Genomic DNA, 22,877 nt, shown 5'->3' with positions numbered 1-22,877 from the left:
GTATTTTCGGCATCAACATGTCCTTGTATCGCGACGTCTGGATCGTCATCCCCGCCTACAACGAGGCGAGCGTCATTGCCGACGTCGTCGCTGATGTGCGGGCCGTCTTCCCCAATGTCGTCTGCGTCGACGACGGAGGCCGTGACGACACCGGCGACCGGGCCTTCGCCGCCGGCGCCCACGTGGTGCGGCACCCGGTGAACCTCGGTCAGGGAGCGGCCATCCAGACCGGCGTCGAGTACGCCCGATCCCGGCCTGGGGCAGAGGTTTTCGCCACGTTCGACGCCGACGGCCAGCACCGGGTCAAGGATGTCGTGCGGATGATCGAGCGGCTGCGGACCGAGGAGCTGGACATCGTGATCGGCACCCGGTTCGCCGACCAACCGCCCGAACGCATGCCGATCCTGAAGCGGCTGTTGCTGCCGATCGTCGCCAAGCTCAGCCGGTCCAGTCGCAAGCTGCACCTGACCGACGCCCACAACGGCTTGCGGGTGTTCAACAAGACGGTGGCCGACGGGCTGAACCTGACCATGAACGGCATGAGCCACGCCAGCGAATTCGTCTCCCTCATCGTGGAGAACCGCTGGCGGGTCGCCGAACAGTCGGTGCAAATCCTGTACACCGACTATTCGATGTCGAAGGGTCAACCGCTGGTCAACGGCGTCAACATCGTCGTCGACGGGCTGCTGCGCGGAAGGTTGCGCCGATGATCTGGACCAAGGCACTGCTGATCGGCGCGGTGGTCCTGCTGCTGGCCTACCTGTTCAGTTCCCGGCGCAACGCACAGTCGCGGGCGTGGGTGAAGGTCGGCTACGTGCTGTTCGTGGTCGGCGCCATCTACGCGATCCTGCGCCCCAACGACACCACGGTGGTGGCGCACTGGCTCGGCATCGGCCGCGGCGCCGATCTCCTGTTGTACGCGCTGGTCATCGCGTTCCTGTTCACGACGATCAGCGCATACATGCGGTTCAAGGACCTCGAACTGCGCTACGCCCAACTGGCCCGGGCGGTGGCGCTGGAAGGCGCGCGCGTCCCCGAGCCCGATCCGCCGACCCGTCAGGTCTGAAGGCTTCCCAGCATCGTGGCCAGCAGCTGGATGCGGCCGTCTTCGAGTTCGGGCTGCGGTAGCACGGCACGGATCAGCGCCGCACCGTCGAAGGTGTTGACCATCACGGCGACGATCAGCATCAGCAGTTCCGGCGGCAACTGATCCGCGCCGGGCATCTCCTGCGCCGTCTCGTAGATGTTGCGGCCGTACTCGACGAGGGCGCCCTGCAGCGTCGCCCGCAGCTTCTCGTCGGTGCGCGCCGCGACCATCAGCTCGTACATCACCGCGTTGGTGGCGTTGCCGCTGATGTCCCGCAGCGCGATCAACGCGCCTTCCAGAGCCGGCCGGTCCGAAGGGATTTCGGCGATCTGCTTGCTGAACTGCTCGAGCTGTCTACGCATGACCTCGAGCGCCGTCGCGGCCATGAAGTCGCCCATGGTGGCGAAGTGTTTGAACAGCGCACCGTCGGAGACCTCGGCACGACGCGCGATCACCGCCGCCGAGGCGCGGGCGTAGCCGACCTCGACGATGGTCTCGATCGCGGCGTCGAGGAGCCGAGCCCGCGTCTCTTCCCTGCGTTGCTGTTGCGTTCTGGCCATGTCAGACCGGCTGCGCCACCGGTAGTTTCGCCCCGCGCGCCGGCAGGTAGTGGCCGGACTTCACGGTCTGGCCGTAGCCGTCACGGAACTCACCGTCGCGGAACACCACCTGGCCACCCACACCGGTCGCCACGACGGCGGCGTCGCTGCGGTTGACCATGCGGCTCAGGCCGCCGTAGAACTCGACCGAATCCTCGTGGTACGCCTCGAGTTCGGCGTTGAGCCCGGCCGGGTCGATCACCACGAAGTCGGCGCGCTCGCCCTGCCGTAGGGTGCCGGCCTCCAGGCCGAACCAGTCGGCGACCTCGCCGGTCAGCCGGTGCACGGCATGCTCGGTGGTCATGAACGGCCGGCCACTCTTGTCGGCGTCCTGTACCCGGCGCAGCATCCGCAGCGCGTAGTTGTAGAACGCCATATTGCGAAGGTGCGCACCGGCATCCGAGAAGCCCATGTGGACCGCCGGCTCCGTGGCCAGCTTGTCGAGCTGCTTGGGGCGGTGGTTGGCCACGATGGTGGTCCAGCGGGTGTTGCGCTCGCCGTGCTCCACCAGGACGTCGAGGAAGGCGTCGAGCGGGTGGCTGCCGCGCTCGTCGGCGATCTGCCCAAAGCTCTTGCCGATCAACGACTTATCGGGGCACTCGACGATGGTCGAGTCGTGGAAGTCACGGTGCCACAGGGTCGGACCCAGCACCTTCTTGTCGAACGACTTACGGAACCGGCGCCGGTACTCCGGGTCGGCCATCAGCTTGTTGCGCTCCAACTGATCCTTCAGGTGCAGCGCTGCGGTACCCGCACCGAACTCCTCGAAAACCGGGAGATCGATTCCGTCCGAATACAATTCGAACGGCACCGGCAGATGCTGGAAGCGCACCTTCGAGTTCAGGACCTTGTTGGCCAGGCGGGTCACCGGGCCCAGGAGGTACACGGCGCCGGGCGAGGACTTGGCATCGGCGGCCACCAGCAGGCTCATCCGCACGCCGGCACGACGACCGAACCAGCCGCTGCTCTCGAGGAAGAAGTTCAGTGCCTCTTGCAGTTTGGCGACGTTGGGCGCGCTCTGCAGGATGCGGCCGCGCCCCCGCAGCACCTTGATCAGGCGGCGGCGTTCCCGCCAGGTGGCGAAGGTCGACGGCAGCGCACGGGACCGGAAGCGGTCACCGTCGAGCTTGTCGATCGCGGCGTCCATGCCGGACATGCCGAGCATGCCGGCGTCCAGGGCCGCCTCGAGCCGCGACGCCATGGTCTCCAGCTCGGCGTTGGTCGGGGTGACGTTCGGGGTCGTCGCGCGGTCCAGGCCCAGCACCGAGGTGCGCAGGTCCGAGTGGCCCAGCAGCGAGCTGACGTTGGGACCGAGCGGCAGCGCTTCGAGCGCCTGCACGTACTCGGCGGGTCCGGACCACGACCGGCTCTGCTCAAGCGCGCCGACGACGAACTTGCGCGGCACCGCCTCGACGCGGCTGAACAGGTCGGCTGCGTCCTCGTTCTCGGCGTACACCGTCGACAGCGAACACATGCCCAGCAGCACCGTCGTCACGCCGTGCCGGACCGACTCACGCAGGCCCGGGTCGAGCAGTACCTCGGCGTCGTAGTGCGTGTGGACGTCGATGAAGCCCGGCGTCACCCACTTGCCCTTGGCATCGATGACGTCGGGGCAGCCCGTCTCATCGAGCGGCTGCGCCGACACCGTCGCGACGACACCGTCGCGGATACCCAGATTGCGCGGTTGCGGCGTGCGGCCGGTGCCGTCGAACCACAGGCCGTCTTTGACGATCACGTCGTAGGTCATGACGTGACGCTAACCCAGAAAGTGAGTACTTACAATCTTTTTCTGCATACCCACAGGTCAGGCGCGGAAAAAGTCCACCGTCCGGGACACGCCCTCGGTCAGCGCCACCTTGGGACTCCACCCCAACACAGCGCCCGCCCGGCTGATGTCCAGGCAGGATTTACGCAGGTCGCCAAGGCGCGGCGGGTGGAACTCGGGCGCGTCGGGCACGCCGACGGCCGCGGCGATCGCCGTGTGCAGCTGCGCCACCGACGTCTCCACCCCGGTCCCGACGTTGAACCGCTGCCCGCCCCCGGCCTCCCCGCCGGCGCGGACGAAGGCGTCGACCACGTCGTCGACGAAGACGTAGTCACGGGTGTCACTGCCGTCACCGAAAATCTTGGTGGGCCGCCCGGCCAGCAGGGCCTGGCTGAAGATCGCCACCACACCGGCTTCACCGTGCGGGTCCTGGCGCGGGCCGTAGACGTTGGCCGGCGCGATGTGCGAGCAGTCCAGCCCGTACAGGTTGCGGAACATATTGAGGTAGACCTCGCCGCACACCTTGCTGGCGGCGTACGGGGACGACGGGTCCACCGGCATGTCCTCGTTGGTCGGGTAGCCCGGCGGGACGCCGTAGATGGACCCGCCCGACGAGGTGTGGACCACCTTGCGCACGCCGTTGCTGCGGGCCGCCTCGGCCAACCGCACGGTGCCGACGACGTTGACCCCGGCATCGAACGGCGCCTCGTTCACCGACCGCGCGACGGAGATCTGCGCGGCCAGATGGAAGATCACCTCAGGCTTGACCTCGGCGACGATGCCGTGCAGATCAGCGTCGACGATGTCCGCCTTGACGAACTGGAACTGGGCGTTGCCCTCGGCATCGGCGAGGTTGTCGACCTTGCCGCTGCTGAGATCGTCGAGCCCGACGACCTCGTGCCCTTCGGACAGAAGCCGGTCGACGAGCGTCGACCCGATGAACCCGGCAGCACCAGTGACAAGTGTTCGCACGGGGCAACCATACCGACGGTCACTGCCGACTGCCCCGTACAGTCGACAAGAGTGAACTGGGTCGCCCGAACCACCGCCGCACTGGTGGTGCTGCAGCTGATACTGCGGGCGGTTCTCGCTTTCGGCGGCTATTTCTACTGGGACGACCTGATCCTGCTCGGCCAGGCCGGCACCCATTCCCTGCTGTCGCCCGACTTCCTGTTCAACGACCACGACGGGCACGTCATGCCTGCCGGGTTCCTGTTGGCCGGAGCGCTGACGCGGCTGGCGCCACTGAATTGGTTCTGGCCGGCGCTGAGCCTGGTGCTGCTGCAACTGGTCGCCTCGCTGGCGCTCGTGCGCGCCCTGCGGGTGATCCTCGGCCGGCGTCCGGTGCTGCTGGTGCCGCTGACGTTCGCGCTGTTCACGCCCCTGGGCGTGCCGGCCTTCGCCTGGTGGTCGGCCGGGCTCAACGCGCTGCCGATGGCGGCGGCCATGGCGTGGGTCTGCGCCGACGCCATCCTGTTGGTGCGCACCGGAAATCCGCGGTACGTCTGGACCGGCTGTCTCGCCTATCTCGGCGGGCTGCTGTTCTTCGAGAAGTCCGCGGTGATCCCGTTCACCGCCTTCGCCGTGTGCTGGCTATTGATGTACGTGACCGGGACCCGGGTCTCCGTGTGGCGCACGGGTCTGCGGCTGTGGCTGGGGCTCCTCACCATCACGATCGGGTGGGTCGGGGTCTACCTGCTGGTGGTCAACCAGAAGCGCTGGACCCTGGACCTGCCGATGACGTGGGAGCTGCTGGCGCGTTCCGTCACGCACGGTCTGGTGCCGACGCTGGCCGGCGGGCCGTGGGACTGGCAGCGCTGGGCTCCCGCGTCACCGTGGGCGACGCCCGGCCCGGTCGTGATGGCGTTGGGTTGGCTGGTGTTGGTCGGCGTGGTTGCGGTGTCGCTGCTGCGAAAGCGGCGACTGGGACCCGTCTGGCTGTCCGCGGTGGGATACATCGTGGCGTGCCAGGTGCCGATCTATCTGATGCGGTCGTCGAAGTTCACCGCCCTCGAACTGGCGCAGACGTTGCGCTACCTCTCCGATCTGGTGGTGGTGCTGGCGCTGCTGGCCGCGGTCGCGTTCTGTGCGCCGAACCGCAGCACCCGGTTCGACGACTCCGTGCGCCGTCGTGTCGTGGTTGCTTGTGCGGCAACGCTATTCGTGGCCAGCAGCCTGTACTCGTGGGCGACCTTCCTGCCCAGCTGGCGCGACAATCCGACCCGCGCCTATCTCGTCAACGCCGAGGCATCCTTGGCCGCCGCGCCCCGCGGCGTGCCGCTGCTCGACCAGGAAGTCGACCCGCTGGTGCTGCAACGCGTGGCGTTTCCGGAGAACCTGGCCAGTCATATGTTCGCCCTCCTCCGCGACCGGCCTGAATTCGCTGCCAGCACAACGTCTTTGCAGATGCTCACCGCGACCGGACAATTGGTGCCGGCCAAGGTGACCTGGACCCGCACCATCGCCCCCGGCCCGGCACCGAACTGCGGCTACCTGGTGCAGACCGACGCACCGGTGACGATGCCGCTCGACGGCCCGCTGCTGCCGGCAGACTGGACCGCCGAGCTCAACTACCTGGCCAACAGCGACGGGTCCCTGACCATGTCCCTGCCCGAGGGGCGCGAGGCACGGGTGCCGGTGCACCCCGGACTGAACCGGGTGTTCGTCCGGCTGCCCGGTGCCGGGGCGTCGATTCAGGTGAAGGCCAACACGTCAGCGCTGTCGGTGTGCGTCGCGTCCGGGCCGGTGGGGTTCCTGGCGCCCAAGTGAGTGCTGCCACCCAACCTGCAACCGCGCGACCGGATAATGGTGCGCGATATCGACGGCATGCGGGCAGTGCAGCACAACGACGCCGACGGCCAGATCGCCGTGGGAATCTGGCTCCTGCTACCCGGCCTCCTGATCGTCGGCGCAGTAGGCGTCGCGACGCTCATCATCAGAGCCCGAAAATCATGGAGCCACCCAGGGGAATCGAACCCCTGACCTATTCATTACGAGTGAATTGCTCTACCGACTGAGCTAGGGTGGCGTGCCCCACCGAGGCGGGGCGGGACGAGTCTACGGGACGGCCCGCACGCCGCCAAAGTCAGTTCCGCCCTCCGGCCCGCAGGGCCTGTCCCATGGTCGCCACCATGGCGTCGACGGCGAACTTCGGCTTGACGTTGGTGGCCAGCGCCTCGCGGCAGGCCAGGACCGCCTCGACGCAGCGCAATAGCTGGTCGGCAGGCACGTGGGCGGCCATCGCCGCCGCCTTGTCGCTCATGTCCGGATGGTTGGCCGCCGCCACACCCGAGGCCCCGGACGAGATCACCAACGCGTCGCGGAAGTACGTGGCCAGGTCGATCAGCGCCCGGTCCAGGGCATCGCGCGACGCCCGGGTCTGCCGCGACTTCTGCCGCTTCTCCAGGTCCTTCAGCGCACCCGCGGCGCCCCGCAGCGCGCCCGCCGCACCCTTTCCGGTGCCACCGGCGCCCAGCGCCGTCCTGAGCTCCTCGGTCTCGGTCTCGTTGCGGCCGGCCGTCAGCGCCACCGCCTCGGCCTCGGCCGACGCGACGAGCTCCTCGACCGCGGCGTATGCCCGCGCCGGCGTCGCCGCGTCCCGGGCCAGGCCCAGGGCGCGTTCCCGGCGCGACCGGGCCTGCTCATCAGTGGCGAGCCGTCGGGCCCGGCCGACGTGGCCGCCACTGACCGACGCCGCCCAGCGCGCGTCGGACTCGGGCAGTCCGTCGTTGTCCATCAGCACCTGGGCGATGGCGTCGACCCGCGGCGTCGTCAATGCGACGTGCCGGCACCGCGACCGCAGCGTCACCGCGATGTCCTCGGGGTCCACCGACGGTGCGCACAGCAGGAACACCGTCGATGGCGGCGGCTCCTCGACGACCTTGAGCAGAGCGTTGGCCGCGCCCTCGGTGAGCCGGTCGGCGTCTTCGACCACGACGATCTGCCAGCGCCCGGTGCCCGGCCGCCGGGATGCGGTCTGCACGATGGCGCGCATCTCGTCGACACCGATGGACAGCCCCTCGGGAATCACGCGACGCACATCGGCGTGGGTGCCCGCCATCGTCGTCGTACACGCCCGGCAGGCCCCGCAGCCCGGACCGCCCTCGGCGGCCCCCGCGGTGCACTGCAGCGCCGCAGCAAAGCACACAGCAGCGATGGACCGGCCCGAACCGGGCGGCCCGGTGATCAACCAGGCATGCGTCATGCTGCCGGTTGTGACGCCGCTGTGAGCCGAATCACCCCGGGCCGCTCGCGCTGCGGCCACCAACTCGGCTTCCACGGCATCCTGGCCGACCAAACGCGAGAAAACTCCGCTCATCGGGCCCCACAGTAACCGTCGCCGGCGACACGAACCTGCGCGCAGCGGCAATATCCGTCGCCCCGGCCGGATACGGTTAGCGGGTGGCCACCGATGTGAAGAACATCGGGCGAATCAGGGGGTTCGTCCGGTGGGTGGCGCGCACGCCGTGGCCGGTGTTCACGCTGAGCCTGTTGCAGGCCGACATCATCGGCGCGCTGTTCGTTCTGGGCTTCCTGCGGTTCGGTCTGCCGGCCGAAGACCGCATCCAGCTACAGGACCTGCCGGCGGTGAACCTGGCGGTGTTCCTCACCGTCCTGTTCGTCTCGTTCGTGGTGGCCGCGTGGCTGAGTCTGCGGCTGTTGATCCCGGTGATCCGCTGGCAAAGGCGGGACACCCTGCACGGCGACGCCACCGACCCGGCATTCACCGAGCTGGCCCGGACCCGGGCGCTCAAGATGCCGTACTACCGGACCCTGATCAGCGTCGGAAACTGGTTCCTCGGTTCGGTGGTGTTCATCATCGCGAGCTGGCCGGTGGCCAGCCGCTCGGCGCCCTTCGTCGCGGTCGCGAGCGCGCTCGGTGCCACCGCCACCGCGATCATCGGCTACCTGCAGTCCGAGCGGGTGCTGCGGCCCGTCGCCGTCGCCGCGCTGCGCGACGGCGTGCCGGAGAACTTCAAGGCGCCCGGCGTCATCCAGCGCCAGGTGCTGACCTGGGTGCTGTCGACGGGCGTTCCGCTGCTGGCGATCATCGTGGCCCGCCTCGCCGGCCAGTACACGCCCTTCATCACCCAGAATCACCAGCTCGACACCCCGATCCTGCTGCTGGCGATCACCGCCCTGGCGGTCGGCCTGGCCGGCAACGTGCTGGTCGCCATGTCGATCGCCGACCCGCTGCGGCAGCTGCGGTGGGCCCTGGGGGAGGTCCAGCGCGGCAACTACAACGCGCACATGCAGATTTACGACGCCAGCGAGCTGGGCCTGCTGCAGGCCGGGTTCAACGACATGGTGCGTGACCTGTCCGAACGGCAACGGCTCCGGGATCTGTTCGGCCGCTACGTCGGTGAGGACGTCGCCCGCCGCGCGCTGGAGCGCGGCACCGAGCTGGGCGGCCAGGAACGTGACGTCGCGGTGCTGTTCATCGATCTGATCGGGTCGACGCAGCTGGCGTCGACGAGGCCCGCGGCCGAGGTTGTGTCGATCCTCAACGAGTTCTTCCGGATCATCGTGGACACCGTGAACCGGCACGGCGGGTTCGTGAACAAGTTCCAGGGTGACGCGGCGCTGGCCATCTTCGGCGCTCCCATCGAGCACCCCGACGCCTCGGGCGCGGCGCTGGCCGCGTCCCGCGAGCTGCACGACGAGCTGGTGACGGTGCTGGGCACCACGGAATTCGGCATCGGCGTCTCCGCGGGCCGGGCCATCGCCGGCCACATCGGCGCGCTGGCCCGCTTCGAGTACACCGTGATCGGCGACCCCGTGAACGAGGCCGCCCGCCTGACCGAGCTCGCGAAGCTCGAAGAGGGCCACGTGCTGGCCTCTGCGATCGCCGTCAGCGGCGCGCTGGACGCCGAGGCACTGTGCTGGGACGTCGGCGAGACCGTCGAACTGCGCGGCCGGTCCGCACCCACCCAGCTGGCGCGGCCGCTGTCGCTGGCCTCACCGCGACAGCTCGCCGACGGCGCGGCCTCATAGCGGGTGTCATCAATTCGGATGACACCCGATTCATCACGCGGTTAGCTCAAATGGCGGCTGCCGCCGAATCGCCCGCGGCAGCAGGCTCATTCACATGACTACTGCCCTCGTATCTCCCGCGGTCCCGGCCGCGGTCCTCGTCTTCCCCGGCCAAGGCTCGCAGTGGGCCGGAATGGCAACCGAGCTTCTGGACGCCGAACCGGTGTTCGCCGCCCGCTTGCGTGAATGCGACAGCGCGATAAGCGAATTCGCCGATTGGTCGGTCGAGGACGTGCTACGCCGACGACCTGGAGCCCGGGGATTGGATCGGGTCGAGGTCGTGCAACCGGCCTTGTTCAGCGTGCACGTCGCCCTCGCGGAACTCTGGCAGTCCCGCGGTCTGCAGGTGCGCGCCGTGGTCGGTCAGTCCCAGGGCGAGGTGGCCGCGGCCTGTGTCGCCGGAGCGCTGACGGTGCAGGATGCCGCCCGGGTCATCGTGGGCCGGTCCCAGCTGTTCGCCGACCACCTCGTCGGACTCGGCGGCATCGCGTCGGTCGATCTGCCGGCAGCCGAACTGGAGCCGCTGCTGGTGCCCTACGCGGGCGCTCTCGAGCTGGCCGGCGTCATTGGTCCGCACACCGCGACCGCGGCCGGGGCCGCGACGGCTCTGGCCAACCTCACCGCCCACCTGATCGAGCTCGGCATCACCGCCAAGGTCGTACCGGCGTCCATCCCGTCGCACTGCGCGTTCATCGAGCCGCTGCGGGCGCGCCTGGGCGCCTTGTTGTCCGGCATCCACCCGCGGGATGCCCATCTGCCGATCTACTCGACCACGGTGGGCGGGCCGGTCACCGGAACCGAGCTCGACGCCGCGTACTGGTATCAAAACGCCCGCAGGCCCGTACTGTTCGAGCCGGTGATCCGCCGGCTGCTCGTCGAAGGGGAACGGGTGTTCATCGAATCCAGCGCCCACCCGGTCCTCACGGCAGCGGTGTCCGATACCGCGGCGCGCGCCGGCGCGGCAGCAGTGGTGACCGGGACCCTCCGGCGCGGGCAGGGCGGCGCCGCGCAGTTCGAATCGGCGCTGGCCAGCGTGCTCCCGGACTACGCGCACGACGACGGTCGCGTCGCTAGACTCCCGATGTGCGCTCGGCGGTGAGCGGGTCCCCAGTCCCCCCGGCCCCGGACGACACCGTGCGGGCGATCTTCCGCACCTTCGACCGGCAGACCCGGCGACAACGCAGCATCCTGCGCCTGGCATTGGTCGCGCTGATGGTGCTGGCGGTCTGCAGCGGCACCCCCTCGGACACCTGGCAGGCCCAGCTCCTGTTGATCGCCGGCTACGGAGCGCTATCGGTGACCGCGGCGTGGCTGTGGCTGCGCCACCCGGAGCGGGCGCGCCGGCTGCGCAAACTCGAGCCCATGGTGACGGTCGATGTAGCGGCCTTGTGCGGCCTGCAATTCCTTTCCACCGGAAGCTATTTGGTGCTGGGCCTCCTGGCATTCCTGCCGTTCTTCATCGCCACCCAGACCGGCGCCCGCGCTGCCGTCGCATCCATCGGTGCGATCATCGCCGGCGCCATCGCGGTGGTGGCGGACCCGACTTTTCGCAAAGAGCTCTCCGCGCTGGAGAACCTGACCTTGCTGAGCATGCTCAGCCTGCTGTGTCTGTGCTCGTATACGGTGTCGCGGGTCCAGCAGCGCAGGCTGGTCAGCGTCGCCGAGCTGACCGCGAGCCGGTCGCTGCTCCTGGCTGATGTGATGACCGCCGAGGAACGCGAACGCGGACGCATCGCGGAGGCACTGCACGACGGGGCCCTGCAGACGCTATTGGTCGCGCGGCAAGACCTGCGTGATGTGCTGCGCGGCAAGGACCCTGCCGGGGTCGAGCGGGCCAGCGAACTGGTGGCCGACGTATCCGAGGAGCTGCGCCAGGTCACCCGCGAACTGCACCCGGCGGTACTGCACGAAGCCGGCCTGGGCGCGGCGGTCACCACTTTGGCGCACACCTTCACCGAACGCACCGGCGTGCCAGTGGAATTGGTGGTGGACTACCCGTTCAATCATCCCGACGACGCGATGCTCTACGGCGTCGCGCGCGAGCTGCTCAACAATATCGGGCGGCATGCCGGCGCGAGCCAGGTCAGGCTCGAGCTGCGCGACCACGGCGATGACGTGACATTGGTGGTGCGCGACAACGGCATCGGCATCGATCCGCGCGTACTGTCCAAGCGCCTGAGCGAAGGCCACATCGGCCTGGCATCGCACCGCGCCCGGGTCGAGACCATCGGCGGCAGAATCGATTTCCCGGCCATCGAATCAGGAACGACCGTGCGCGTGCAGATCCCGGCACGCTACGAAGACCTCCACCGACAGGAGACGTGATGGCAGATCGCAAGGTGCGGGTGCTGGTCGGCGACGATCATCCCCTCTACCGCGACGGCGTGGTGCGCGCCCTGGCGGGCAGCGGTCGCACCGAGGTGGTCTGCGCGGTGGGCGACGGCACCGCGGCACTGGCCGGAATCCGGGAGCACCTCCCCGATGTGGCGCTGCTGGACTATCACATGCCCGGTATCGACGGGATCGCCGTCACACACGCTGTGGTCAGGGACCGACTGCCGACCCGGGTGCTGCTGCTGTCGGCAAGCACCGAGGGCGCGGTGGTCTACCGGGCCATCCAGGACGGCGCGGCCGGCTACCTGCCGAAGTCGGCCGACCGTGACGACATCGTGGCCGCCGTGATCGCCTGCGCGCGCGGCGAAAGCGTGCTGCCACCGGAGCTCGTCACCACGCTGGCCACACAGGTACACCGCCAGGCCTCCGGCGACGCACCGGTGCTCAGCGACCGCGAACGTCAGATCCTGCGCCTCATCGCCGACGGGAAGTCGGTGCCCACGATCGCTGCCGAGTTGATCGTCGCGCCTGCCACCGTCAAGACCCACATCCGGCGCCTCTACGAGAAGCTCGGCGTGGCCGACCGGGGCGCGGCCGTCGCGGTGGCGATGCGTAATCAGCTGCTGGAGTAGCTGATCAGGCCTTCTTCGCGGCGGCCTTCTTCGCCGGCGCCTTCTTGGCGGCGGTCTTCTTGGCCGCCGTCTTCTTCGCCGGAGTCTTCTTGGCAGCCTTCTTCGCCGGGCCACGAGCCCGCCTGTCGGACAACAATTCCGAGGCCCGCTCATCGGTGATCGACATGACGTCGTCGCCCTTGCGCAGACTCGCGTTGGTTTCACCGTCGGTGACGTACGGACCGAAGCGACCATCCTTGATCACCATCGGCTTGTTCGACACCGGATCGGTACCCAGCTCGCGCAGCGGCGGCGTCGCCGCACCTTGGCGCCCACGACGTTTCGGCTCGGCGTAGATCTTCAGCGCCTCTTCGAGCGTGACGGTGAACATCTGCTCTTCGGTGGCCAGTGAACGAGAGTCGGTGCCGCGCTTGAGGTACGGGCCGTAGCGGCCGTTCTGCGCGGTGATCTCCTCGTTGTTCTCCGGATCGACGCCGACGACGCGCGGCAACGACAGCAGCTTCAGCGCGTCGTCGAGCGTCACCGTCTCCAAATCCATTGAGCGCAGCAGAGATCCGGTGCGCGGCTTGGGTCCGACGGGCTTCTTCGTCTTCTTCGCCCCGGTGCCGGCGTCGGGCTCCTCCGGCGGCGCAGGCAGCACCTCGGTGACGTACGGCCCGTAACGGCCGTCCTTGGCGACGATCTCGTGCCCGCTCGCCGGGTCGACACCCAGCACCCGGCCCTCTTGCGGTGTGGCGAAAAGCTTTTCAGCCAGTTCGAGGGTGAGCTCGTCGGGCGTCAGGTCGTCGTTGAGGTTGGCGCGCTGCGGTTTCAGCTCACCGGGGTTCTCCTCATCGGCGATCATCCGCTCCAGGTACGGACCGTTGCGTCCCACCCGGACGTTGATGGCGCGGCCTTCGGCATCGTCAAACAGCTTGATGGAGTTGACTTCTCGCGCGTCGATGCCTTCGAGGTTGACGCCGACCAGCTTCTTCAGGCCACCCTCGCGGGCGACCGAACCCTCGACGCCGTGCTCGCCGCCGAAGTAGAAGTTCGACAGCCAGTTGGTGCGCTGCTCGGTCCCGGCGGCGATGCCGTCGAGCTCGTCCTCCATCGCGGCGGTGAAGTCGTAGTCGACCAGACGGCCGAAGTGCTGTTCCAGCAGCCCGATGACGGCGAACGCCACCCAGGCCGGCACCAGGGCGCTGCCCTTCTTGTAGATGTAGCCGCGGTCCTGGATGGTCTTGATGATCGACGAGTAGGTCGACGGACGACCGATACCCAGGTCTTCCAGCGCCTTGATCAGCGAGGCCTCGGTGTACCGGGCCGGCGGGTTGGTGGTGTGCCCGTCCGCGGTGAGCTCGGCGGCATCCACCCGCTGGCCCTGCGTCAGGTTCGGCAGGCGGCTCTCGGCGTCGTCGGCCTCGCCGCCGGCCTGCTCGTCGAGGCTCTCGACGTAGGCCTTCAGGAAGCCGGCGAAGGTGATGGTGCGGCCGGAGGCGCTGAATACGACCTGCTCGCCCGTGCGGGCGGTGCCGGAGATGCGCAGCGACAGCGTCGTGCCGCGGGCATCGGCCATCTGGGAGGCGACGGTGCGCTGCCAGATCAGCTCGTAGAGCCGGAACTCGTCGGTGTCCAGGGCGCCGTGCAGCTGGCCAGGCGTCTGGAAGACGTCACCGGCGGGGCGGATGGCCTCGTGTGCCTCTTGCGCGTTCTTGACCTTGCGCGTGTACTGCCGCGGCGTCGGGTGGACGTACTCCTGGCCGTAGAGCTGCCCGGCCTGCGTACGCGCGGCGTTGATCGCCGACTCCGACAGCGTCGTGGAGTCGGTACGCATGTAGGTGATGTAGCCGTTCTCGTACAGCCGCTGCGCGATGCTCATGGTGCGCTCGGAGGAGAACCGCAGCTTGCGGCCGGCTTCCTGCTGCAGCGTCGAGGTCATGAACGGCGCGTACGGCTTGCGCGTGTACGGCTTCTGCTCCACCGAGCTGACGGTCAGCGACTCGCCACGCAGTCCGGCGGCCAGGGCGTCCGCGCCGGCCTCGTCGAGCACCAGCACCTCGTCGGGCTTCTTGACCGCGCCGAGGGAGTCGAAATCGCGACCGCTGGCGACCCGTCGGCCGTCGACGGAGTTGAGCTTGGCGGTGAACTTGGGCGGCGAGGCGGTCGCGTCGGACACGCTGGCGTCCAGCTCGGCGGTGACGTCCCAGTAGCCGGCGCTGCGGAACGCCATGCGTTCACGCTCGCGCTGCACGATGATCCGGGTCGCGACTGACTGCACGCGGCCGGCCGACAGCTTCGGCGCAACCTTCTTCCACAGCACCGGGCTGACCTCGTAGCCGTAGAGGCGGTCGAGGATGCGGCGGGTCTCCTGCGCGTCGACCAGGGCGATGTCCAGGTCGCGCGGGTTCTCGGCGGCCGCCAGGATCGCGGGCTCGGTGATCTCGTGGAACACCATGCGCCGGACCGGCACCTTGGGTTTCAGCGTCTCCAGCAGGTGCCACGCGATGGCTTCACCCTCGCGGTCACCGTCCGTCGCGAGGTAGAGCTCGTCGACGCCCTTGAGCAGGTCCTTGAGCTCGGTGACCGTGGCCTTCTTGTCCGGGCTCACGATGTACAGCGGCTCGAAGTTGTCGTCGACGTTCACGCCGAGGCGGGCCCACGCCTCACCTTTATATTTGGCCGGCACGTCCGCGGCGTTCCGCGGGAGGTCACGTATATGTCCGCGCGACGATTCAACGACATAGTTGGCGCCGAGGTAACCGGCAATTTTGCGCGCCTTGGTAGGCGACTCGACTATGACGAGTCGCCGGACCCGGCTGCCGCTACCGGCACCATCGAGGTCAGCCACCGTATCTATCCGCTCCACTTCTTGGTCTGCGTTACGACACCGAATGAATGCCTAACGGTCATCCGGTCCCAAGGCAAGTCACAATTTGACACTCCGCGCGAGCCTACGCAAACCGGTTGCGGCCAAAATATACGGTGTGCACCCACTAAGTCCGGGGCCATTGGAGAAACGCCTCGGTGAACCCGGGTGGCTCCCCCACGTTCTCTACCAGGCGTAACAGCCTCCGCCGGCCGCTAATCCGCAGGGCCGGATGATGGCCTCGGGTCCCGATCAAGGTTGGCGCGATACCGACTCGCATAAGTGCCGACGCCAACGCCGAATGAGTATCCGGTGCGTGGGGATCCAAACCCAACAAGTAGCCGTTCGGTTCCGCCATGCCCGCGGCCAGCACCCAGGCGCGCAGCTCCCGAGGGCCCGGCAACCACCCTTCGGGGACGGTTTTGACGGCTCCGCGAGTCCAGTCCTCCGCCATGGGCGCCAGCCTGGCGTCGGCTTCGGTGCGCACCAACGGGGTCTTCTCGTCGGTGTGGGTGATCTCCGGCTTCAAGCCCGTTTCGGCGATCATCTCGGCGAGCGCCTCGGCCCGCCACAACGCGTCGACGACGACGGACAAGCGGACCTTTCGGCCGTCCGCCGCATCGCCGGCCTGGACCAGCTGTCCCGGCGCAGCGAGCAACCCGGTCAGGTCGGCCACCTCGGGCGGCACCGACTCGGCCGAGAAGAAGGACAGCTGGCTCACCCTGCCGACAGTAGGCCAGCCCACAAAGAAAGGCGTGGAGGCAAAGCCGCGCGGCGATCAGGCGGCGCTATGCGAAACGCCCCCACTCCGTCACAGACGATGCGGGGGCGTTTGTCAGTCTCTCAGCCTCAGATGGGGCGGACGTTGAGAGCCTGCGGGCCCTTGGCGCCCTGCTCGACCTCGAAGTCGACCTTCTGATTCTCTTCCAGGGTGCGGAACCCGTTGGACTGAATCTGCTTGTAGTGGACGAAGACGTCGCCGCCGCCGCCTTCCTGCTCAATGAAGCCGTAACCCTTCTCCGGGTTGAACCACTTCACAGTCCCCTGTGGCATTTGTCGTTCATTTCCTTCTGTTACTGCGGGTGCGATCCACCGAGTCTTCCGATGTACCGGGAGCGCAACGACGTTCGCGGGTGTTGACACACGAATACAGCAGCTGCGACCGAGTTCAGTCAACCATGTCGGGCGCTGTCGCAACAGTCACACGACGATGTGTGGTTAACAATTCATCTTGGCGCGCTGCACCGGGCAGCAGCCATGGCTGAGAAGGGATCACAGTGACACACGCGGAGTCCGATGACGCTGCAGCGCAGCCGAACTTCGGGCGTGAACTGTTGTCCTCCGCACTCGACGGCACCCCGGCCGACGAGCAGCCGCTGCGGCACGTCGCCGACCTGGCCCCACGACAGGCTCGCCGAATGCCCTGGCCCACTTGGGTCGGCGACGACGTGGTGCGCGCTTTCACCGATCGCGGTGTGGCGCAGCCGTGGTCGCATCAGGTATCCGCGGCCGAGTCGGCGCACGCCGGCCGGCACGTGGTGATCGCGACGGGCACCGCATCCGGCAAATCCCTGGCCTACCAACTGCCGATCCTGCACGCGATGCAAACCGATGTGCACGCCCGCGCCCTGTACTTGTCCCCGACCAAGGCACTGGGCCACGACCAGCTCCGTGCCGCCCAGTCGCTGTGCGCCTCGATTCCCGGCCTCGGCAACGTCGCCCCGTCCGCCTACGACGGTGACAGCTCAACAGAGGCAAGGCAATTCGCCCGGGAACGGTCCCGCTGGATCTTCTCCAATCCCGATATGGTGCACCTGTCCCTGCTACGCAACCATTCCCGCTGGGCCGTGTTCCTGCGTCAACTGAAGTTCGTGGTGATCGACGAATGCCATTACTACCGGGGCATTTTCGGCTCGAACGTGGCGATGGTGCTGCGCCGGCTGCTGCGCCTGTGCGATCGCTACGGGTCGGCACCCACGGTGGTGTTCGCCAGCGCCACCACCGCCGCCCCGGCACAGACGGCGTCCGAGTTGCTCGGCCAGACGGTCACCGCGATCACCGAGGACGGGTCGCCGCACGGCGGCCGCACGGTGGCGCTGTGGGAGCCCGCGCTGCTCACCGATCTGGTCGGTGAAAACGGCGCCCCGGTCCGGCGGTCCGCCGGTACCGAGGCCTCACGGGTGATGGCCGACCTGATCGCCGAAGGCGCCCGCACCCTGACCTTCGTCCGATCGCGCATCGGCGCCGAGCTGACGGCGCTCGGCGCGCGGGCCCGGCTCGAGAACATCGCTCCCGACCTGGCCCCGCTGGTGGCGTCCTACCGTGCCGGGTACCTGGCCGAGGACCGTCGGGCCCTGGAACATGCCCTGACGGAAGGGGAATTGCGCGGACTGGCCACCACGAACGCGCTGGAGCTCGGCGTCGACATCGCCGGACTGGACGCGGTGGTGCTGGCCGGGTTCCCCGGCACGGTGGCCTCGTTCTGGCAGCAGGCCGGCCGTGCGGGGCGGCGCGGCCAGAGCGCGCTGATCGTGCTGATCGCCCGCGACGACCCGCTCGACACCTACCTGGTGCACCATCCCGCCGCGCTGCTGGACAAGCCCATCGAGCGAATCGTCATCGATCCCGCGAATCCGTACGTGCTGTCGCCACAATTGCTTTGCGCGGCAACCGAACTCCCGCTGACACCGGCCGAGGTGCGGATGTGGGACGCCGAGGCGGTCGCCGAAGCACTGGTCGACGACGGCCTGCTGCGCAAACGCCCCGCCGGCTATTTTCCGGCGCCCGGCGTGGATCCGCACCCTGCCGTGGACATCCGGGGTTCATCGGGCGGGCAGATCGCCATCCTGGAGTCCGGTACCGGACGCATGCTGGGCAGCACCGGTGCCGGACAGGCACCGGCCTCGGTGCACCCGGGCGCCGTCCACCTGCACCAGGGCGAGACCTTCCTGGTGGACGCCCTCGACTTCGAGGCCGGAGTCGCCTTCGTCCACGCCGAGAATCCCGGCTACACCACATCCGCCCGGGAGGTCACGGATATCAGCGTGAGAGGGACCGGTGAGATTCGCCGGTTCGGGCCGGTGGCCATCGGCCTGGTCCCGGTGTCGGTGTCCAACACCGTGGTGGGTTTCCTGCGCCGCGCCATGGACGGCACTGTGCTCGATTTCGTCGACCTCGATATGCCGACCCGCACCCTGGACACCATGGCGGTCATGTGCACGATGACCCCGGAAGTATTGCTCGACAACGGGATTGACCCACTACGGGTGCCCGGTTCGCTGCACGCCGCCGAGCACGCCGCGATCGGCCTGCTGCCGCTGGTGGCCAGTTGCGACCGGGGTGACATCGGCGGTGTGTCCACCGCATCCGGACCCGCACCCGGCGATTTATCCGGTCTGCCAACGATTTTCGTGTACGACGGCTATCCGGGCGGCGCCGGGTTCGCCGACCGCGGGTTCCGGCAGCTGTCCACCTGGTGGTCCGCCACGGCCGCGGCGATCGAAGCATGTGAGTGCCGTCACGGTTGCCCCTCCTGTGTGCAATCGCCCAAGTGCGGCAATGCGAACGATCCGCTGGACAAAGCCGGTGCTGTCCAGGTACTTCGCCTGGTTGTCCGCACTTTGGCGGCCCACGGAAAGTAGGCCGCCGCCCGACATCGGGCAGAGCAAAGCGCGCTGAAACGGATAAACTACGGCCATGACGGACGACTGGCTCCTCGTCGAGACCCTCGGCGCCGAACCTGCCGTCGTCGCGCAGGGGCAGCAAACCGTAGACATGGTGCCCATCAGCGCTTTTCTGCGGCGCAACTCCAGTCTGATGGCGATCCAGTCGGCGATCGGGGAAACCGTGCGCGCCGGTCTGCCGCTGACGAGCATCACGCCCAAGAGCGACCGGGTGATCCGGACCGAAGTGGTGCAGATGACCGACGGCCGCATCCATGGCGTCCACGTGTGGGTCGGCACGCCCGACGCCGATCCACCGGACCGGATCATCCCGGGCCCGCTGAAGTGGGACCTGACCAACGGCATCGCGACCGACACCATGGAGTCGCTGGCCAACAGCGGCCTCAACCCGGCCGCCGAGGCCACCCACGGCCGTGCTTTCGCCGACGACCTGCAGACCCGCAAGCTCAAGCCGAACGAGGCGCGGGTCATCTCGGCCGTGATCAAGCCCGAGCCCGGCCAAACCTTCACCAGCACTTGGGAGATGACCGACTTCCGGGGGCGCCCGATCTCGGTCGGGTTCGCCGCGCGGGTACTGAACGAGCCCGACGAAGACGGAGAGGACCAGCTCATCTGCCGGGCCATGAACTGGCGGGCAGTCCGAGACAATTCGTCTGCCACGCCGCTCGACCGGGCACGGCAGATCATGAACGGCCCGGCAGTGCCCGGGGTCTACCGCGCCATGGTCGACCTGAACAGCTGGAAGTTGATCAAGTGGATCGACGAAACCTGTCCGCTGTTCGACTGGAGCGCCGACAACAAGCCCGAATTGGTGGTGCACCCGAACGAGCTGCCCGAAATGGCCGTCATGACAGTCGAGTTCGCCAGCGGGCCGACGTCACGGGTACTGCGACTGCGTGCGCACGACGGCGGCTGGGTGCCGATTCACGTCACCGCGCACCGACTCGAAGTCGCCGACGACACCTTCGCCGGGCTGCTGTCGCTGCGATTGCCCACCTACGGCGAACTGATGGCCGCCGAAGACCGGCTGGCCGACGACGAGGTGCCCGAGTCCTGACGGTGTCGAAACCTGTTCGGCACCTGCCTAATTCGATTCGTCGATGGGCATCAAACGCCGCGCTCCCGGCCCTTCGGCGGCGAGCTCGTCCCCAGGGTTGATGACCAGGCAGTGGTTCAGAGAGATACACCCGCACCCGATGCACTGGTCCATCTCCGACTGAAGCCGCTCCAGCTCGAGCTGTCGCTCACGCAGTTGCGCACGCCATCTCTTGTTGAGCCTGGTCCAGTCCCGCAGTGACGGCATCCTGTCATCCGGCAGCGTCCGGAAGTGCTCGGCGACCTCGCTGAGGGGAATGCCGAGACGCTTGGCCACCTGGATGACGGCGATCCGACGCTCCAGGTGCCGTGGATAGAGCCGCGTCCCGCCAGATGTGCGCTCGGGATGGATCAGCCCTTTTCGCTCGTAGAAGTGCAGCGCCGACGCGGGAACCCCCGTCCGTTTCACGATCTCCCCGATGGTGAGCAGATCGGTCGGACCCATACGCTTGATCTCAACCATAGTTGAGATTCTACGGTGGTGACATGCGAAGTGACACAGCAGATCGGGCCGCGGTCAAACCCGGGTGGGGTGATGTGTTCTTCTGCGGCCTTCTGATCGTTGTGGCCACCGGACTGCCCTCAGCCTGGCCCGGCGCGGGCCCGGCCGTGCGCCTCGCCCAGGTGCCACCGGCCGAACCGCACCGGCACCTCCACGTCGACCACCACATCCAGCCGCTGCACCGAGCAGTGGTCAACCCGGCTGTCCATTGCTTCGGCGACGGCGGCGGCCCGGCGACAGGATTGGCCGGGTCCGGCGGCCAATGCGCCTGCGGCAGCCAGCGCGGCCAGGTCGGCCGCTGACTGCGCGCGGTGTCGGCCGATCACCGCGGTGCCCACGGCGGCCGCGCCGGTCATGATCCCGACGAGCACCACGATCAGCGCGACCGCGAACACCGTCGCCGTGCCCCGGTCGTCATGCGCCAGGTTCGGGCGCCGCCACCGCCTCCGCCCCCACCGTGACGCCGGGGAGCAGCGGGGCGGGAACACGGACCCGGGCCACGACCCGCCCGCCGTCGCGCCGCACCTCGACCGAGGCGCCGTCGGGTCCGGTACGCCGGGCCGTATCGACGGCGGCACGATCGTCGCCGCGGGCCGCGAGGCGGGCCGCTTCCCTGGCCGCGTCGATACAGCGCACCTGCATCGAGACCGCCGCCAGCCCGCCGATACCGAGGACCGCGACCGCGATGAGGGCGGCAACCGCGAACGCCGCCTCGACCGTGACGCCGCCGCGGTCATCCCTTGGTGGTGAGAGCACGGGAGATGATGCCCGTCAGGGCGCTGACGATCGAGTCCCCGGTGACCACCGTGTACAGGATGGCGCCGAAAGCCGCGGCCGCGACGGTGCCGATGGCGTACTCGACGGTGGACATGCCGCTCTCATCGGTGAGCAGCAGGGTCGCCCGAGCTTCCCAGTTGCGAAAGCTGTTGATTTTCATGGTTTTTCCTCCCCTTGTTGTGATCAGAACACCCCCGACCGGAACACGTCACCGGCCAGGCCGGCGACCACCGGCACAATGCCGAGACAGACGAATGCCGGCAGGTAGCACAGCCCCAGTGGACCGGCGATCAACACGTTGGCCCGCTCGGCGGCCGCGTCCGCCGCGTCACCGGCGTCGGCCCGGGCCTGCTCGGCCAGTTCGGCGACGCCCTGAGCCATCGCGGCTCCCGACGACGCCGACCGTCGCGCCAGCCGGAGCAGCGCGACCAGGTGCGGGTCAGTACCGCCACCCGGCTCCGACCAGGCCGTCGCCGGACTGGCGCCCAGGGCCAGGAGTTCGGCCGCACGCCGCAGCACGGTGGCCAGACCGGAAGGCGCTGACGACACCGCCGCCGCGGCCGCGGCACTGGTCGCCATGCCCGCCGACAGGCAGGCCGCCAGCACGTCCAAGCTCGATGGCACCGCCAGCGGGTCGTCGCGCGGCGCCGCCGGCGGGGACGACCGGTCCAGCAGACGGGGACGGATTCGGTGCACCGCTGGGCCGGGCAGCAGCAAGAGCGCGAACGCCATCAGGAAGATTCCGCTCATCGCTGCGCCCCTGCGATGATCCGGTCCGACCACAGCAGTCCGAGGCAGCACAGCACCACCCCGACCGCCAGCACGGCCGAGCCGTCGCCCAGCAGGAAGCGCACCGGATGCGCACCGATCAGCTGCCCCAGGACAATTCCGAGCGCGGGCAGTCCGGACAACACCGCCGCCGTCGTTCGGGCTCCGGCCATACCGGCCCTGATCCGCGATGAGAAACGTTCGCGCGCAACGACATCACGCTCGGCGGCACGCATCAGCGGGGCGATCGCCAGGCCGTGGTCGAGCGCCAGTTGCCAGTACACGGCGAGGCGCTGCCAGTGGGCGGGCAGTGCCGACGATCCCGCGACCGCGCGCAGACCGGCCGAGACATCGGCGCCCAGCCGGGCCCGCGCCGCGACCTCCCCCAACGCCGCGGCAACGGGTCCGTCCACTTCGTGGGCCGCGGCGTCGAACGCCGCCACCGGATGCGCCCCGGCCCGCAGTTCGCCGACCAGGATGCCGAGTGCGCCCTGCAGGGTCTGCGCTTCTCTGGCACGTTCCGCCGCCCGCCGCGACCGCTGCCAGCGGAGCCCGGCGGTCCCGACCACGGCCGCACCCGCCAGCGTCACCGGCAGCGGCAGGACGACCAGCGACGTCACTACGACCGCTGCCGCCACCAACCATGGCATCCGCGCTCCACCGCGAGACCCGAATTCCACCAACCGTTTTCGCTGCCCAAGGCGCCTGGCGCCGCCCGGCCCGGGCGCGACCAGCACGGCCAGTGCCAGCATCA

General features: G+C 68.7%; 23 protein-coding genes and 1 tRNA gene. 10 read left to right on the top strand and 14 right to left on the bottom strand.

Translation table 11 applies throughout. The annotated features are described in order from the left end of the window. The first annotated feature begins 17 nt into the window (after positions 1-17). Entirely contained in the window at positions 18-710 is a 693-nt protein-coding gene (locus ACNO8X_RS05915) for a glycosyltransferase family 2 protein (protein ID WP_043397334.1), read from the top strand. Then, positions 707-1,066: a DUF2304 domain-containing protein gene (locus ACNO8X_RS05910; RefSeq protein ID WP_043397331.1), complete on the top strand. Its 360-nt coding sequence runs from the start codon at positions 707-709 to the stop codon at positions 1,064-1,066. The genes ACNO8X_RS05915 and ACNO8X_RS05910 overlap by 4 nt, the downstream gene beginning before the upstream one ends. Here ACNO8X_RS05910 and ACNO8X_RS05905 read toward each other — a convergent pair. From ACNO8X_RS05905 to ACNO8X_RS05895, 3 genes are read right to left on the bottom strand one after another with little or no spacing between them, the layout of a single operon-like run. Continuing rightward, a complete protein-coding gene (locus ACNO8X_RS05905) occupies positions 1,057-1,647 on the bottom strand; it encodes a TetR/AcrR family transcriptional regulator (protein ID WP_418004547.1) in 591 nt (196 codons plus the stop codon). The two genes, ACNO8X_RS05910 and ACNO8X_RS05905, sit on opposite strands and share 10 nt — an antisense overlap. A gap of 1 nt (position 1,648) precedes the next feature. Continuing rightward, positions 1,649-3,433, bottom strand: coding sequence for an N-acyl-D-amino-acid deacylase family protein (locus ACNO8X_RS05900; protein WP_418004546.1), 1,785 nt, complete (start codon positions 3,431-3,433; stop codon positions 1,649-1,651). 57 nt (positions 3,434-3,490) lie between these two features. Continuing rightward, positions 3,491-4,423: an NAD-dependent epimerase/dehydratase family protein gene (locus ACNO8X_RS05895; RefSeq protein ID WP_418004545.1), complete on the bottom strand. Its 933-nt coding sequence runs from the start codon at positions 4,421-4,423 to the stop codon at positions 3,491-3,493. Between the two features lie 51 nt (positions 4,424-4,474). Here ACNO8X_RS05895 and ACNO8X_RS05890 point away from each other — a divergent pair, with 51 nt between their 5' ends. Together ACNO8X_RS05890 and ACNO8X_RS05885 are read left to right on the top strand one after the other, a co-directional pair. Then, the gene (locus tag ACNO8X_RS05890; protein ID WP_418004544.1) at positions 4,475-6,220 is read left to right on the top strand and encodes a hypothetical protein; all 1,746 of its coding nucleotides are present in this window, start codon (positions 4,475-4,477) and stop codon (positions 6,218-6,220) included. Then, positions 6,221-6,433: a hypothetical protein gene (locus ACNO8X_RS05885; protein WP_418004543.1), complete on the top strand. Its 213-nt coding sequence runs from the start codon at positions 6,221-6,223 to the stop codon at positions 6,431-6,433. Here the strand turns inward: ACNO8X_RS05885 and ACNO8X_RS05880 are convergent. Further along, positions 6,404-6,479 (bottom strand) — tRNA-Thr (locus tag ACNO8X_RS05880). The genes ACNO8X_RS05885 and ACNO8X_RS05880 overlap by 30 nt on opposite strands. 57 nt (positions 6,480-6,536) lie before the next feature. Next, entirely contained in the window at positions 6,537-7,769 is a 1,233-nt protein-coding gene (locus ACNO8X_RS05875; protein WP_418004542.1) for a DNA polymerase III subunit delta', read from the bottom strand. An 83-nt stretch (positions 7,770-7,852) separates the two neighbouring features. Here ACNO8X_RS05875 and ACNO8X_RS05870 point away from each other — a divergent pair, with 83 nt between their 5' ends. The 4 genes from ACNO8X_RS05870 to ACNO8X_RS05855 all read left to right on the top strand — a co-directional run bounded on the left by ACNO8X_RS05870 (position 7,853) and on the right by ACNO8X_RS05855 (position 12,450). Beyond that, entirely contained in the window at positions 7,853-9,445 is a 1,593-nt protein-coding gene (locus ACNO8X_RS05870; RefSeq protein ID WP_418004541.1) for an adenylate/guanylate cyclase domain-containing protein, read from the top strand. Between the two features lie 94 nt (positions 9,446-9,539). Beyond that, on the top strand, positions 9,540-10,583 hold the full coding sequence (locus ACNO8X_RS05865) for an acyltransferase domain-containing protein (protein ID WP_418004540.1): 1,044 nt from the start codon (positions 9,540-9,542) through the stop codon (positions 10,581-10,583). Continuing rightward, positions 10,580-11,809: a sensor histidine kinase gene (locus tag ACNO8X_RS05860; RefSeq protein ID WP_418004539.1), complete on the top strand. Its 1,230-nt coding sequence runs from the start codon at positions 10,580-10,582 to the stop codon at positions 11,807-11,809. The genes ACNO8X_RS05865 and ACNO8X_RS05860 overlap by 4 nt, the downstream gene beginning before the upstream one ends. Further along, on the top strand, positions 11,809-12,450 hold the full coding sequence (locus tag ACNO8X_RS05855) for a response regulator (protein ID WP_418004538.1): 642 nt from the start codon (positions 11,809-11,811) through the stop codon (positions 12,448-12,450). Before ACNO8X_RS05860 ends, ACNO8X_RS05855 begins: the two co-directional genes overlap by 1 nt. A gap of 4 nt (positions 12,451-12,454) precedes the next feature. Here ACNO8X_RS05855 and topA read toward each other — a convergent pair whose 3' ends face one another. The 3 genes from topA to ACNO8X_RS05840 all read right to left on the bottom strand — a co-directional run bounded on the left by topA (position 12,455) and on the right by ACNO8X_RS05840 (position 16,351). Continuing rightward, positions 12,455-15,289 (bottom strand): type I DNA topoisomerase, encoded by a 2,835-nt coding sequence (gene topA / locus ACNO8X_RS05850; protein WP_418005794.1) that lies wholly within the window; start codon positions 15,287-15,289, stop codon positions 12,455-12,457. Positions 15,290-15,425: 136 nt separating this feature from the next. Next, positions 15,426-16,019 carry a hypothetical protein gene (locus ACNO8X_RS05845; protein WP_043987667.1) on the bottom strand — a complete coding sequence of 198 codons (594 nt, stop codon included), beginning with the start codon at positions 16,017-16,019 and terminating at the stop codon, positions 15,426-15,428. Positions 16,020-16,147: 128 nt separating this feature from the next. Further along, entirely contained in the window at positions 16,148-16,351 is a 204-nt protein-coding gene (locus ACNO8X_RS05840) for a cold-shock protein (protein WP_043397302.1), read from the bottom strand. Between the two features lie 224 nt (positions 16,352-16,575). Between ACNO8X_RS05840 and ACNO8X_RS05835 the strand changes: the two genes are divergently transcribed. Both ACNO8X_RS05835 and ACNO8X_RS05830 read left to right on the top strand, forming a co-directional pair. Continuing rightward, positions 16,576-18,939: a DEAD/DEAH box helicase gene (locus tag ACNO8X_RS05835; protein WP_418004537.1), complete on the top strand. Its 2,364-nt coding sequence runs from the start codon at positions 16,576-16,578 to the stop codon at positions 18,937-18,939. Between the two features lie 55 nt (positions 18,940-18,994). After that, positions 18,995-20,038: a PAS domain-containing protein gene (locus tag ACNO8X_RS05830; protein ID WP_418004536.1), complete on the top strand. Its 1,044-nt coding sequence runs from the start codon at positions 18,995-18,997 to the stop codon at positions 20,036-20,038. A 27-nt stretch (positions 20,039-20,065) separates the two neighbouring features. Here the strand turns inward: ACNO8X_RS05830 and soxR are convergent, their stop codons facing one another. From soxR to ACNO8X_RS05800, 6 genes are all read right to left on the bottom strand, one after another. Then, positions 20,066-20,539 carry a redox-sensitive transcriptional activator SoxR gene (soxR, locus tag ACNO8X_RS05825; protein ID WP_081936734.1) on the bottom strand — a complete coding sequence of 158 codons (474 nt, stop codon included), beginning with the start codon at positions 20,537-20,539 and terminating at the stop codon, positions 20,066-20,068. 119 nt (positions 20,540-20,658) lie between these two features. Then, positions 20,659-21,066 (bottom strand): Rv3654c family TadE-like protein, encoded by a 408-nt coding sequence (locus tag ACNO8X_RS05820; protein ID WP_418004535.1) that lies wholly within the window; start codon positions 21,064-21,066, stop codon positions 20,659-20,661. Further along, positions 20,993-21,334: a TadE family type IV pilus minor pilin gene (locus ACNO8X_RS05815; protein WP_418004534.1), complete on the bottom strand. Its 342-nt coding sequence runs from the start codon at positions 21,332-21,334 to the stop codon at positions 20,993-20,995. Before ACNO8X_RS05815 ends, ACNO8X_RS05820 begins: the two co-directional genes overlap by 74 nt. Next, positions 21,312-21,515, bottom strand: coding sequence for a DUF4244 domain-containing protein (locus ACNO8X_RS05810; protein ID WP_043397293.1), 204 nt, complete (start codon positions 21,513-21,515; stop codon positions 21,312-21,314). Before ACNO8X_RS05810 ends, ACNO8X_RS05815 begins: the two co-directional genes overlap by 23 nt. Positions 21,516-21,538: 23 nt before the next feature. Continuing rightward, the gene (locus ACNO8X_RS05805) at positions 21,539-22,105 is read right to left on the bottom strand and encodes a type II secretion system F family protein (RefSeq protein ID WP_418004533.1); all 567 of its coding nucleotides are present in this window, start codon (positions 22,103-22,105) and stop codon (positions 21,539-21,541) included. Further along, the gene (locus ACNO8X_RS05800) at positions 22,102-22,875 is read right to left on the bottom strand and encodes a type II secretion system F family protein (protein ID WP_418005793.1); all 774 of its coding nucleotides are present in this window, start codon (positions 22,873-22,875) and stop codon (positions 22,102-22,104) included. The genes ACNO8X_RS05805 and ACNO8X_RS05800 overlap by 4 nt, the downstream gene beginning before the upstream one ends. Positions 22,876-22,877: the final 2 nt, after the last annotated feature.

The organism is Mycobacterium sp. PDNC021, assembly GCF_048282635.1.
GTDB lineage: Bacteria > Actinomycetota > Actinomycetes > Mycobacteriales > Mycobacteriaceae > Mycobacterium > Mycobacterium llatzerense.
This window is presented reverse-complemented; position numbering and strand designations above follow the sequence as displayed.

Coding starts and splice junctions, on each gene's coding strand:
- ACNO8X_RS05910 (WP_043397331.1), top strand. CDS start 707: ATGATCTGGACCAAGGCACTGCTGATCGGCGCGGTGGTCCTGCTGCTG.
- ACNO8X_RS05840 (WP_043397302.1), bottom strand. CDS start 16,351: ATGCCACAGGGGACTGTGAAGTGGTTCAACCCGGAGAAGGGTTACGGC.
- ACNO8X_RS05900 (WP_418004546.1), bottom strand. CDS start 3,433: ATGACCTACGACGTGATCGTCAAAGACGGCCTGTGGTTCGACGGCACC.
- ACNO8X_RS05905 (WP_418004547.1), bottom strand. CDS start 1,647: ATGGCCAGAACGCAACAGCAACGCAGGGAAGAGACGCGGGCTCGGCTC.
- ACNO8X_RS05805 (WP_418004533.1), bottom strand. CDS start 22,105: ATGAGCGGAATCTTCCTGATGGCGTTCGCGCTCTTGCTGCTGCCCGGC.
- ACNO8X_RS05800 (WP_418005793.1), bottom strand. CDS start 22,875: ATGCTGGCACTGGCCGTGCTGGTCGCGCCCGGGCCGGGCGGCGCCAGG.
- soxR (WP_081936734.1), bottom strand. CDS start 20,539: ATGGTTGAGATCAAGCGTATGGGTCCGACCGATCTGCTCACCATCGGG.
- ACNO8X_RS05855 (WP_418004538.1), top strand. CDS start 11,809: ATGGCAGATCGCAAGGTGCGGGTGCTGGTCGGCGACGATCATCCCCTC.
- ACNO8X_RS05810 (WP_043397293.1), bottom strand. CDS start 21,515: ATGAAAATCAACAGCTTTCGCAACTGGGAAGCTCGGGCGACCCTGCTG.
- ACNO8X_RS05915 (WP_043397334.1), top strand. CDS start 18: ATGTCCTTGTATCGCGACGTCTGGATCGTCATCCCCGCCTACAACGAG.
- ACNO8X_RS05875 (WP_418004542.1), bottom strand. CDS start 7,769: ATGAGCGGAGTTTTCTCGCGTTTGGTCGGCCAGGATGCCGTGGAAGCC.
- ACNO8X_RS05830 (WP_418004536.1), top strand. CDS start 18,995: ATGACGGACGACTGGCTCCTCGTCGAGACCCTCGGCGCCGAACCTGCC.
- ACNO8X_RS05865 (WP_418004540.1), top strand. CDS start 9,540: ATGACTACTGCCCTCGTATCTCCCGCGGTCCCGGCCGCGGTCCTCGTC.